The sequence below is a fragment of the Abditibacteriota bacterium genome, assembly GCA_017552965.1.
Lineage (GTDB): Bacteria > Armatimonadota > UBA5829 > UBA5829 > UBA5829 > RGIG7931.
In genome coordinates this window covers 1-13,461 of record JAFZNQ010000020.1, presented here as the reverse complement: position 1 = coordinate 13,461, position 13,461 = coordinate 1, and the positions used below count along the sequence as shown (strand labels likewise).

The 13,461-nt window shown below is 51.1% G+C and carries 8 protein-coding genes; all 8 read right to left on the bottom strand.

Annotation, left to right across the window (positions count from 1 at the left end; translation table 11 throughout):
* Positions 1 to 654: 654 nt before the first annotated feature.
* Positions 655 to 1,353, bottom strand: a complete 699-nt coding sequence (locus tag IK083_02940; protein ID MBR4748513.1) for a hypothetical protein — start codon at positions 1,351 to 1,353, stop codon at positions 655 to 657.
* 34 nt (positions 1,354 to 1,387) lie between these two features.
* Positions 1,388 to 2,221, bottom strand: a complete 834-nt coding sequence (locus IK083_02935; protein ID MBR4748512.1) for a sel1 repeat family protein — start codon at positions 2,219 to 2,221, stop codon at positions 1,388 to 1,390.
* A gap of 531 nt (positions 2,222 to 2,752) precedes the next feature.
* On the bottom strand, positions 2,753 to 3,427 hold the full coding sequence (locus IK083_02930) for a CpXC domain-containing protein (protein MBR4748511.1): 675 nt from the start codon (positions 3,425 to 3,427) through the stop codon (positions 2,753 to 2,755).
* A 33-nt stretch (positions 3,428 to 3,460) separates the two neighbouring features.
* Positions 3,461 to 5,662, bottom strand: coding sequence for a hypothetical protein (locus IK083_02925; protein MBR4748510.1), 2,202 nt, complete (start codon positions 5,660 to 5,662; stop codon positions 3,461 to 3,463).
* A 138-nt stretch (positions 5,663 to 5,800) separates the two neighbouring features.
* Entirely contained in the window at positions 5,801 to 6,307 is a 507-nt protein-coding gene (locus tag IK083_02920) for a hypothetical protein (GenBank protein ID MBR4748509.1), read from the bottom strand.
* Between the two features lie 26 nt (positions 6,308 to 6,333).
* Positions 6,334 to 9,333 (bottom strand): hypothetical protein, encoded by a 3,000-nt coding sequence (locus tag IK083_02915; GenBank protein ID MBR4748508.1) that lies wholly within the window; start codon positions 9,331 to 9,333, stop codon positions 6,334 to 6,336.
* Complete coding sequence (locus IK083_02910; GenBank protein ID MBR4748507.1) at positions 9,333 to 12,926, bottom strand: DEAD/DEAH box helicase family protein; 3,594 nt, start codon at positions 12,924 to 12,926, stop codon at positions 9,333 to 9,335. Before IK083_02910 ends, IK083_02915 begins: the two co-directional genes overlap by 1 nt.
* A gap of 307 nt (positions 12,927 to 13,233) precedes the next feature.
* Positions 13,234 to 13,461: hypothetical protein (locus tag IK083_02905; GenBank protein ID MBR4748506.1), on the bottom strand; the 228-nt coding region annotated here is incomplete at its 5' end.

Here is a 13,461-nt window from a genome sequence, read left to right as displayed (position 1 = left end):
GTTATCCCAGCGCCTGAGACGCAGTCGATGGCGTTGGAGATCTGTGGGGGCACCGATGCCGCAGGCATTGGGGGGTCCACTCGGCGGAGAAAGAGACAGTATCGTCATCCCGGCGGCTGGCATTGTCCCGTTCAAACTCAACGTCATCTCGGCGGTGAGGGCTCCTCATGCCCTCACCGGTAAGAGATCCCCTGTCACGAAGACGCGAGCCGCGGTTTCGGACAGACCCAACGGGACAAAGAAAAACAGCCCCAACCCCGTGTCATCCCGGCCAAAACGGCAACATATCAAACGCAGAGCGTTTGGCCATTTCCGGTAAGAGATCTACGGGGGCACCGACGGCTGAAAGCCGTTGGGGGGGCCGTACAAAGGCGGAGAACAGTCAAAGCCCCGAAGTCGTTCCGCCCCGCGATATGGCCCCTTCCACCAGCCCGCTCCCGCAAGCGGGAGTAAGGAACGGGCTGGCGGACCCTCCATAGATCTCTTACCCCGGCAGGCAGAACGCTTACGCGTTTTATCATATTGCCTGCCGGGCCGAGATGACGCGGGGGGTTGTCTCAGGCGCGAGATGACGGCGGAGAGAAGCATCATCCGGCCTCAGCAGTGACGAGAAGAACTTGCCACTACCCCGCGTCATCTCTGCCGCCCTCCGCGTCATTCCGGCTTCTCCGCCTGCATCTGCCCGGCCGCCCACTCTCTGTCGATCATTGGCACGCACTCTCTCAGAGGCGGCAGCTTCGCAAAAGTGTCGGACTTGCCGATCTCCTCATACAGCCCGGTGATGTCTGTTTTCACGACCGGCAGCCCTTTTGCGCGCGCCAGCAGCAGCTTCTTTCCGGCTTCCCAATTGTAATACAGTCTGCACCCGCCCGGCGCAGTGATATACCCGGGGCATGAGCCGACCAGTTCGTCTGACACGATCACCTTTGCCATCTCTATGACCCTGTCGTCCAGACGATCTTCAAATATGCGTCTCTTTTCCGTCAGGCTGTTGAAGTCAGGCACATAGCGTGTCAGCCACCCTTCTGTCACGATCCCGGCTTGTGACAGCTCTTCCAAGGTACTCTGCCTGTACTTTTCACAAAAGTCCGAATAACCGGAGATCATTTTTATCTCCAGGCTGTCGGCGTAACAGACATAGATCACCATGAATCGCCGCTGATCCCTGTTGCCGCACCGGCAGCACTTGAAAGAAGGCTCGTCATCATAAGGGTCGCAGGGTACCGGAGAGGGATCTTCCCAGGCCGGGCCTCTGCGATATGAAGTATACACCCCGCATTTCCTGCGGCACTTCAGACACCACACTATTGTATCTGCAAACGGATAGTTTTTTCTGAATTCTTCTTCATCCACTTTTTTTCTCCTTTATACGTTGGTTTTCTGCCGATCAATCGAGACCCCTTTCCGGGGCGGTTGTTGCTTTCATCGCCTGCCGCGCCTTATCCTGCCCGGCAATGGCGCTCTCCAGACTCTTTCGGTACATATACTCGCCCTTGTTGACCATCACCGTCAGATAGTATTCTGCCTTTTGATAGCAATCCAGCGCCTTCGCCGGATCGACCGCGGTACCCAGGCCCTTGAGATGCATATCCCCCAGCCTCAGATATACCGGCCCTGCTGCAAAGGATCTGTCATCGTCGGGCATATCGTTGATACAGCGCAGGTAGATCAAATAAGCCATCCTGTCGCTCTGCTCCACATACAGCCCGTTGCGATACATATCGCCTATCTTGTAGAGCGATCCCGATTCGCCCAAAAATGCGCCCATGGAGAACCAACGAAAGGCCTCCTCGTAGTCCTTGGCTACGTGCCGGCCGTAATAGTAGCAATAGCCCAGGTTTTCACGGGCGGTGCTGCTGCCCTGGGCCGCAGCCTTTTTGTACAGCTCCACAGCTCTGGCAAAGTCCTGAGGCAGCCCCCGGGCGCCGTTGTAGTAATGAGCGCCCAGATTGTTGGCCGCTGCGCCGTCATCCCAGCCATACAAGTCCTCGTCCATAGCTTCTTCATACATGACCACGGCCAGCTCCAGCAGCTCGGCAGGCAGTGGCCCCGGCATATCGCACCGATACATCAGCTCGTCGGCCACATTGCCGGGATCCTCCAACAGGTCTATACTCCCATCGAGTATATCCTCCAGCAGCCCGGCCGATTCGGGATAAGCAGACTTGTCCAGCCCCTCATAGATCTCTGTGACAGAATCGCGATGCAAACTGATCTTCATCATTGTCTCCTTTATGATCAGACTAATTCAAATATGCTGTTGTGCTGCGTTCCCGGCGCCGGGACGCTAATACCCCGCGCCTCCACCCGCCGTCATCCCGGCTCTCCGCCGTCATCCCAGCGCCCGAAACGAAGTGAGGGCGTTGGAGATCTGTGGGGGCACCGATGCCGCAGGCATTGGGGGGGCCACTCGGCGGAGAAAGAGACAGTATCGTCATCCCGGCGGCTGGCATTGTCCCGTTCAAACTCAACGTCATCTCGGCGGTGAGGGCTCCTCATGCCCTCACTGGTAAGAGATCCCCTGTAATGGAACCGCGAGCCGCGGCCACGGACCGGCCCAACGGGACAAAGCAATACAGCCCACACCCCGCGTCATCTCGGCCCAAACCGCATATGTGTAATGCGTCAGCATTACGCGGTTTGGGGTAAGGGATCCACGGTGGGGCCCGCCAGACGCTTTCCTTGCTCCGGCAAAGCCGGAGGCGTCTGGTGGGAGGGGCCATATCGCGGGGCAGAACGCGCTTCTTCTCCCCTACAGACACCCGTGCTCCTTCAGGGCTTTGGTCGCGTTGCAATACTCCGCAGCCCACGCCCTGTCGATCACCGGGCCGCTTTTTTCCAGCGGCGGAAGGTGTTCCAGGACCTTGGGGATCGCCAATTCCTTATACAGTCCCGAGATGTCCACAGTCAGATCCGGCACCCCATCGGCAGTGATCAGCAGGTTTTTCACTCCCTTTCCGCCCGCATAATACATCTTGCAACCGCCCGGCGCCTTCAAATGCTCGTCCCCGTCCTGTATCATAGCAACCAGCATATACAGCTTGTTTATCTCTATGATCCTGTCATCCAGCCCGTCATCAAATATCAGTACCTTTTCCCTCAGCGAGTTGATGTTGGGGACCACCCGGACCACGTAGCCGTCAGCAGTCAGCGTATCCATCAGCTCCTGTATCATCGGCTGGTGAGCGGGCGAATAATCGGGCTCTGCATATACCATGACCTTGTCCTCGTTGTGATTGTAGAGCATGCGATACTCTGCCCAGGTCTTTTTGCCGCACTGTGGGCAAGGGTATTGAAACAGGGAGCCGTCCAGCACCTGAGCCTTTTTCTCCGGGTACAGGTCGGCAGCTATATTCAGGCTGGTCCAGAGGGTAAAGGACCCCGTCTTCCCGCATTTGGGACAGGTCACGGTCACTTCTTCTGACATTGGCATAGGTCTTGCCTCCTTTATTGATTGCTGCTACATATCGGACCAGAGCAACAAGTCGTTGAGCAGCAGCTTTTCCTGCTCTTCCATTTCCTTGTAGCATTCTTTGGAAAACTTCCCGTCGTCTTTGGCATGTTCGTTTTCCAGCCACATGGCGGGACGGACAGCGGGAATGTCTTCCTGCAGATTATATTGGTCTATCTTCCCCTCCGAGTTCACAGCCGCTTCCGAATAACGATTGTTTCTCGAAGTAAACCACCCGCCCCGAGACTCTTCTATCCAACTTGTATCTTCAGCATACAAACCTAAGAACCCTCCCTTTATCTCTACGGGTATTGACTTCGTCCACTTGCTTTTTCGAGCTTCGGCGGATGGGAAATACATATCCAGCTCATGCAGCGAAAGAGAAAAAAGCTTTTCAGATTTCCTATAGGTGTTTTCCGACTCGCCTTCAACTCTATAAAAATGGGTAGAGGAAAGGATCCAAGATTTCTGCAAATCGTCAAATGAATCCTTGTAGAAGGTCTCATTCAGGTATTTGTAATAAGCATTCGGATCTCTATCGTCAAACCCCTCATCAGACCGCATCTCGGGATAAAAGCAATGAAGGATATCCCTGCTGACCACCAATATCTTCCTGTCTTTGACGTCCAGCACGATCCATTCTATAAGCTCTTCGATAGCATCCCGGATCATTAGTTTTGTGCCGTCCTGATCAGTCCTGCCGAAAGTTATAATATCCCCCCTCTTTACTTTCCGATCAGGATAGTAACTTATAGGCTCTTGTGTATTATTCTCTTTATCAGCCCCAAAGATTTCCCTGGCTATCCTGCCCTTTATCTCCAGCCGGGTCCCTTTTCTGACGCATATCGCCGGGCGTATCCCCATGGCAGTATATTTCGGCGAATACTCCCCTATGCACGGCGATCCGAACCCGTTCACGTGGGAATACTGCTTCCCCCAGTCTATTTCAACCGGCCCCGCAAAGTCTCCAAAATCGGCTACCGTCCGCAAGGCCCAGGGGCAGCAGCCATCGGCCTCGAGCTTCAGACCCTTGCCGGCAGCATAAGGCGTGGGACTGGTCTTTCGCTGAGCTGCTGATTCAAAATAAGTCCATTGATTGCACGACCTGCCCGAGCCCGGATTGCTGTAGGACAAAACCACCTTGTCCCGGGAGACCCTTTTGTAACGCTCCACCTTGTTCCAATCCATATACGCGCCGTATTCATCACGGGCGAGCTTATAAACGGCCGGATCATAATACACACATTTCAGGGGGACCAGCTTGGCCTGCTCCTGCTTGCTGAAGCATTTATTCAAGAATTCCGAGTTCAGCCACTTTTGGACATACGAATCGTGCCATTCCAGGCTTTGTTTTTCGGCAGGAAAAGCGTCCAGCACGTTCCAGCTTATCAGAGTGTAGTAGTTTTTGGGTATATACGCCCCTTTTTCGGAGTCCCATTCCTGTTCCTCTTCCAGATCGTCCACCACCAGCCACTCCACGGGCTTTTCCTTGCCGTCTTTGGCGTAGGGGTAGCTGCCGAAGACCACGATGTCCCCCGGCTTCGGAACGCCGGAGCCCGCAGCCGGGACGTATTCCTTTGAATACAGGCGCTTTTCCGCCTCCGCCGCCATTTGGTCGCTGTCCTTGTAGTGCAGCGGGGCAAACAAAACCAGCGCGTCTCTGTAATTGCCGTTTGCAAAATGGCGCATGGCCTTGGCGTAAAAGTCTTCAAGGCGCGACTTCTTCTCCATCCCGATGCTGTCTTTGTAGCCCCCCAGAGTAATGAATATATCGCTCGCCTTGGAGTATTGGCCGGCGTTGTAGTATTCCATGGCCTTGTGGTATCTGTTGTGGGGGATGATCACGAAATGCGCCAAAGCCGCAACAGCCGCCAGGACTGCCACCGCCAACAGCGGCGCAAAGGCCCGGATGCGCCGCGCCCTCACTTCCGCATGAATGCGGCTGATGCTCCTGTGACAGTACCGGGAAAAGACTGCTCTCTCCGGAAAGTCGCTCAGCGTATCAAGTATTTCCAAAGCCTCATCCCACTCCGTTATGCTATTCTCCCGTTGCATGATCCTTTTGCAGGCTACAGCCCGGTCGAGAGCCTCTTGGCTCTCCCTGTTTATTTCGCCTATCGCATCGCCGCATCCAGGAGCAACGAACATACACAGGCCCGTGATACCGCACGCCGCTCTCTTACGGCCGATGTACCTGTCCAGGGGACCCATGTCAAAGTCAGCCCGGGCCCACGCCATCACCGGCAGCAGCAGCGCGGCCAAAAGCAAGATCGTACACACAGTCATCTATCTATCCCTGCACATCCGAAGAACCAAAATACTCCCACGAACTACTTCCGGCATAAATCATTACTCTGTTTTATGAGGCGGAAACTCTTCCATAAAAACATCCATATCGGCGCCCGGTACCAGCCTGTTTATCTCTTCGACTATCTCATTATAGATGTCAAGAACAAGGTTCCCATGTTCCATGCTTCGGAGAGCCTCGGGATGATCGCGAAACGCTTCTCGGAAGTATTTGATATTATATCTGTGTATATTCAAGCCGGATATTACCTTGTCGCCGAATCTAAAAAAATCCAAGGTTCCATCGAATGACATATTATTCAGACGATCAGGAATAGTTTTCAGCAGCCCGGAGTTTCTTTCTATTATCTCGATCACCTTTTTCGCCAAATCAGGACTTTTTGCCAAGACTCTCTCTGAAACCGGCCGATCGTCTCCAAACACGTATTCATATTTGATCACCTCGCCGGAGCGATAAACAGCTATTGACTCTCCATCTGGCTGTCCGCCGCAGTAAAATGCGAGTCGGGACATAAATTCAAATATGCAGCTACTTTCGTTAGTTGTCATCTCGCCCCCCGCCGTCAGAGACTCCGTCAATCTTCTTCTTCGCTCTCTTCTGCATCTTCCTTGTCTTCATCAGCCAGCTTCAGCAGTTCCCGTATCTCGGCGGCATGCCTACCGGTAAACCACAGCTCACAGTCATCATCCAGGCTGATCACCACAGGCTCATCGGCCTGCATCGCATCTTCATCCAGTTCAAGTATCTGTTTGCAGATACGATTCACAAACTCGTCGGAATATCTGCGCTGGCGGAATTCGGCAGCGCAATCGGGACAAAGGTTCAGGTTCAAAGGCTCCAGTTCTTTTTCGGCCACCTTCAACAGCTGCACAGACTCACGTTTTCTTTTGAATTCATGGCACATCTGGCAAGCCGATTCGCCTTGCTTGCCGTACAAATTAATTAAATAAGACCGTTTCAGTCCCGGAATCGCAGATTCTCTGACGCTTCGCATCTTCTGAACATATCTGACAGAGGCGGCAGACCAGTATTTGTCCTGAGCATGCAGTTTGATCCTTTCCCAATTCCTGACCGGACGGGTCGGAAAAGTTTCGTCTTCAGCAGGCTTTTCCTGTTTGGTACCGGCCGGCTCCTTAATACCCAATTTTGCTTTTAGCAGCTCTTTTTCTTCCGCCGACAGGGACTCATAGTCAGACAGTATTTTTGTTAGCTGATCGGTTTTTTCTTTGAACTCCAGTGACTTTTCAACAACTCGCGGCAATGGCAAGTCGTATACCTCTTGATCCAACTCATCTACATAGATGTCTCGTGAATACGAAACCACGCCGGACCCGGTAAATACCCATTGTCTTGTCAGCAGCTTTATGACCATTTCGCAGACTGTAGACTTGAATTCCAGCGTATTTTTGTTTTTAATGAGGTATTTCATTATTGTCGCGGATTTGACCTTGGCGTCAGGTTCTTCCGGATTGGCTTTTACGTAACTCAGCACGGGGTCAATATACAACAAGGTCAGATCGACAGTGCCTTTGTAGGACTCCACCGAATCCTTGACGCCAAACTGTTTCAACATGTCAACTGAAATGCCGTGTCTTTCGTACAGCTGCAAATCCAAAAAGAAGACGTGTTCCAATCCCAGGTTGCGCAGATATCCCTCAATATCTATACCGTCTGATGATACAGGGGTAAAGATATGTCTTGCTCTCGGGCTTTGCATCGTGCCGTCACTGCAGACTATGCGCAAGTATTTATCAAGCATTTCGTTAACTTCAGGATAAGCATCATAATACTCTATCAGGAAAGCCGTATCCTCGATATACTGAGAGCTATTCGACTGGTCCCATTCGGTTTGTATCCACCTTCTTTTGATCTTCCTTATTCTTATGTCAACATCGTCAGCTTCATCGATTCTCAGCACGTCCTTGAAGAACTCGGGGCACCCCTCGTACAATTCTCGCTTTACTGTCTTGATACCATCGCATTCCTGACCGTTTTTTGGAGGAAGAAACAGATTGTGAATACAATCAGGATCAATTTGCTTGTATGGCGCATAAAAATATCCTGTTGAGCTTTTGATGAATTTGATCTTGGTCAGCGTATTCTTGTTTTCTTTTCTGCCGCGCGTAAACAGAGCAGGATTGTTGTTAAAGAGCTTGTAAAGATCCACCAGCCACTCGTCCGGCATGCCTTTGAGAAAGTCCTCATTTTGACCAATGAGTCTTACCAGATCCGAGACCTCTATAGCTTCAATATTCAGGTCGTTTGTAAAGTACCTGAACACCTCATCATACTCTTTGTTGTTCTTGGTCACATCTTCAGGCAGCCATCTATAAGATATGCCGTTGCTGATCAATCTCGTCAGCTTGGAATCGTCCAACAGCCTGATCAAGGCCCTGCCGTCTGCAAGCTTGGCATTGTCTGCATATACATACTTACCCGGAACCTGGGCAGGGATGATCGCTTCACCCCTAAACATTTGGTTCGTCGAATCGTACAACAGATCAAACAGACCGGTATATCTCTTTTTCAAAGGCAGCATCTTGATAAAGCTCATATTCAGCCAGCCTTTGTCTCTCAATATGATCAGGCTGTCATGCAACAACCTGGCAGTCTCTTTTACAAGCTTTTGGTTGTCCTCGTTGATGGGAATGCCGCTCCTGTCGGGCGTTGTCCCGTAAGGCCCCTGCACAATGAAGTTCAGATCGCTCCTCGTTCCCGTAGGGAAATACACGTACACATACGGATTGTCCTCGTCTATGCACTGAAAACCGTTTCCTTCACGCTCGACCGGGAACGCAATATCCACGGTCCTGCCGGATCCATCGGGAATAGGACGCGAAAAATGCAGGTAACTGGTCTCATCTTCAGACTCGCTGTCAGGCGAAACGATCTGCAGGCTCACGTTGTTTACCATATCGTTTTTCAGCTTGACCGCTTCTTTTTTCAGGCTGTATTTGCCCTCATACGACTCGCCATCTGTCTCTAAGCTGTATTCAATGGCTTTCAGATTCTTCATAAAGAGAAGCGTCTTTTGTCCGAGCTCCATCAATCTGTTGGAAATATCTTTTTTCAGCTCGGCCGTATTATTGTATCCGGAATACTGTTTATCTACGCAATACGGAAACACAAACCTGGTGGTAAAACGCCCGGGCAGATCTTCGTATTCTAAATCTTTCGATTTATAAAACTCGTGTATTCTTTTTGCAAACCGCGGCATCGTATCCGGATCGCACTCTTTTTTATAATGCCCGGGGTCGCTGTAAAGAAATACTTCGGAGCAGATCACATATACAGACTTGAACCCCACCCCGAATTCGCCGATCTTGTTGATATCTTCAGCCTTAATGGAATTACCCACATCGCGTATAGCTTTATAGTCTGCTTCGGTAAAAGGCTTGCCGTTGTGAAACACTTCAAACCTGTCTGGCTTCAGCACAAAACGGATACGTGTAGCCAAAGCATCCTCTGCGTTCTGCAGCAGCTCGTATAAAAAATGAGTTCTGTCTGTATATAGGCGGACAATGACTCCCAATGCATTTATGTAGCTTCTAACAATATCAATGTCATTAGCCATCAGCTTCTCCTTATTTCAATCACGCCGTGCGCGATATTAGCCGTATGTATGTCTGCGCTCTCCGCGCGCTGCCGTATCTCCTCTGTTTTGCGCTCGTATTGAGCCCGGGCTTTTTCCAGCTCGCCCTCAAACATTCTGCGGAGCTTTGCATTCTCTGCTTCTCTGATCTGAGACTCCAAAGTAGCCCGTCTCTTGCCAAAGCTGCTCTTCAGGCTTTCCAGCTTGTAATCTGCGTTCTTCCTGATATCCGTAAGATACTTCTCTTTCTCGCTCTGCCACCGAGTGTATTGAATCCCGTCAAGCTTCTCCCAGGTTTCTTTGGCAGGCATATCAGTCCCTGCGGACGACTCTGCGAACTGCAGCAATTCTCCGAACTCGCTGCCGATCTCGGGGTCCTCACATATGGGAACTACCCTGTATCTCGGCGAAAGGCCCTTGTAAGTCCAGCCGTAAAGCGAAAAAGGATACACTCCGGCAGGCAAAGTATCTGAAATGCATGTCAGACGGACAAACGACTCGGAACTGTCGGAAAAGTGACGCGCCGCCTGCTTCACCAAAGGATGAGTAGGAGTGAAGAAAAAGGGCTTTGGCTCCACGTCTGCGTCTTCCGGAGTAAAGGCGACCTGGTGCCACCGTTTGTCTGCCGAATAGTCCTTCAGATAGGCCGCCCATGCAGCATAAACACTCGAGCTGCTCTTTGGCAGCTTGCGATAGTCTTCCAGCAGAGCCTGCTTTGACTCTTTACCAAGCTGCATCTGCTTTCCGCTAAAGACTTCTTTGTCTCCCAGCCTGTCCGCAAAATACCTGACTATCAGCCTGCGGATCGCCTGCGGCGACACCCACAGACTTTCCGCGTCTTTGAGATCTTTTGCGTGAGCAGTCCTTGCAAATGAAAAACCGAACAAAGCCTTTTCGTCTTCTTCTCTGCGAGCTTCCTCCTGGATCTGCCTCACCTCATTATCAGCCAGTTGCTGCAGCTTTTTTTGACGCTCTTCATCGGTCAGCTCTCCGGAAGCTATCGTGTTCAGCTCTTTGCTCATGTCGGCAAGGATCGCTTCGCATTCGCCGATACTTCGCTCAAATATCCCTATTCGCAAGAGACAGCGCTCGTATATTTCTGCATCCACCGTGTCTTCGGTGATGACGTTGTATATGTGGACGACCTCGCTCTTTTGGCCGCGGCGGTCGATGCGTCCTATGCGCTGCTCGATCTTCATAGGGTTCCAGGGAAGGTCATAGTTGATCATGGTGTCGCAGAACTGGTAGTCCAGGCCCTCGGAGCCCACCTCGGTAAAGAGCAGTATATCCAGCGCATCGGGGTCGTTTTTGTCCATCCTGAACCGATTGGTCAGTTGCCGGCGCTCTTCGTCTCTTATTCCGCCGTGGACCTGCGCCACCCTGTATCCTCTCTTCTTCAGTTTATCTTCCAAATAATCAAGTGTACGGCGGAAGGTGCTGAACAGGATGATCTTGTTGTTCTGCTGTTTTTGTTTTTCCTCTATGATCTCGATGATCTTGTCAAACTTGGGGTCTTCTTCGGGCAGGTCCTTTGACAGTGTCAGCAGCTTTTCAGCAAGCATAGCCAAGAGTTCCTCTCCGGTGAAGACAACGTCTCTGATCTCCAGGTCGTCATCATCAAAATCGAGGTCTATTCGATCCATTCGCCTTTCGATAAGGTCGTTAACGTAAGGCGCGAGAGCGAAGATACAGCTGGAGGCCTGACGCCTGATGGTGCTCATCATAAACTTGACGCCTCTGTTGTGGATCTTGTTCAGGGCGAATTCTTCAAAGTTCAGCAAGGCGTCATGCAGCTCCCGCTGTCTCTCCGTAAATTTGACAGACACCGTGTAGCTGCGCCGCGTGCAGAAGTTCATTTCTATGTCCTTTCTGCGGGTACGGTTGAGCATATTGTTCAGGGTATGCAACGACTCCACGTCATAGGCCAGGCTCACGCGTTCCTGGCGCTCCCGGTCTTTGTCGGTCAGACCGATACAATTTGCCAGACGCGACAGGATGTCCTCGTAAAGAGGGTTCCTGGCAATGACATTCTCGCCCCAGTCAGTGGTTGTTACCTTTTTCAGTTCGTCTATGGCTGTCCGGGCCCAATCCTTAGCGCCGCTGCGAATGGCGCAGGAACAATTGTAGATGTATTGGTTGGGCCTCATCATCATAGCAAACACTTCTTTGTCCAATATGAGATCGGGCCTCAGCAGATTCAGCAAGGTAAACAGGTCATCATCATCCGTCTGCAATGGAGTTGCTGTAAGCATCACCACAGCCGAAGCGTGCTCGCAAAGATAGTGGATGCATTTGTACTGAAAAGCCTTATCCTTCATCATGGTGCCCTTGCGGATGTGATGAGCCTCGTCTATGATCACCAGGTCAAAGTGCGGCGCGGGATCAAGCCCCATATGACCGCGATGCCACTCCTTTTCGGCAAGGTTTTCATATATAGTACTGTCCAACACGGAATATGGGATTATCGCTTTGTTGTATTTGTGGGGCCAGGTCTCATCCAGGTGGCAATCCTCTATCGCCCGCGTGAGCAGCTGTTTGTCAAGGGTGACAAAGTCATTCTCCTCAAAGCGCTTCATTTCCAGCTCCCATTTGCGCTCTGCCACCAGGGGCTTCGGACAGATGATGAGCACCTTTTCAAGGTCGCTGCGGGCCTCCAGCTCTTTGATGATCAGGCCTGCTTCAATGGTCTTGCCTACGCCTACGCTGTCGGCTATCAGGATCCTGGGCTCGTCGGAACGTATCAGCTTGAGCACCGGACGGAATTGATAAGGCACATAGTCGATCTTGGCGGCGTTCATTGAATAGAGACTGCCGGCCGATGGGTGGTTGATCTCATATGCCGTCAGTCGGGACAGAAGAGTGTCTTTGTCTATCTCAGTATAAGGCGCCTTTGGGGCAACTTTGCGTATCTGACCTTCGTAAAAAGTACTAAAGCCGTTGTTGATAAATACCGAATATTCCTTATGGCCGCCCGATTCGACTATTGACACAACGAGGCCTCTGGCATCCGGATCGCTCACCGGATATACCTCGTCTTTTTCATGGATGCCGGAGTCAGACTCGGATACCGTGACTGTCGGCACCACAACCGCTTGCGGAGCCGGTTCTGCAAATGACATATTTGCTACCGACGTCCTGAATGAGGCGATGTCAGAAGAATACGTGTTTTCGGGCATCACAAAATCAAAAAAATCATTCAGTGTGGCAAGATCCTGAATGATAGCGTCTTTACCGGTCAGTTCAGCAGATGGATGAGCCCACCTGTTGCGGACTCTGATCATTTCTTTTACGCACTCTCTGTCCGAATGCCAAAAAGAGCCAGGTTGAGCGAAATAATTCCAGTTTTTATCTGTCACACGCAGCAGCATAGCAAGATCCAGGTCATCAAGCTTTGAATAATGATTCTCCTGAACGATCAGCCTCTCAGACTGGCTCAGATTATCCAGCACCATATCTTGCCACCAATCGCCTCCATCACGAGGCATGCGCCTCTTCAGCCATGTACACAGTTCTTTGGCGGCTGTGTGAGTGAACCAGGACATTTTGCTGACTATATTTTTTTGATCAACCGGCATATTATACTCCTAAAAAAAACGATATCCATATCATAGCATTTATCAGGACAGGCGGTAATAGCCACCCCTCTTTCCGCGCTTGAGACAAGTCATACTTGCCTCTTTATCACTTACTTAGATTATGTCTACATTCCTACAGACTGGCTTCTCAATCTCACTCTATTATTTCAATCGTGTCGCCTCGTCCCGGAACAACGAACATACACAGGATTGACAAAACCGTGCACACAGTCATTTTTCAGTCCAATAACAGGCATCACGCTATCACCGGCTCAATACCCTTCTCCGGCTTGGTAAGGCATCTCTTTTATCGATCGAGGTCAACATACACTTCACTGGAATAAATAATCTGAGGAGACTTTTCGCAAGGTGGTATCATCTCTTTGACGATAGCAAAGAATTCGCCAAAATCAAATTTGCCACAAAAGGTTCTTTCCCGCGTTGAGTTGTCATCGTACTTTACGATAAAAGACAGTGTTCCTGCATCATTAGCAAAACAGCCAGCCGTTCTCAAGATAAGTCTCACAGCTATTGC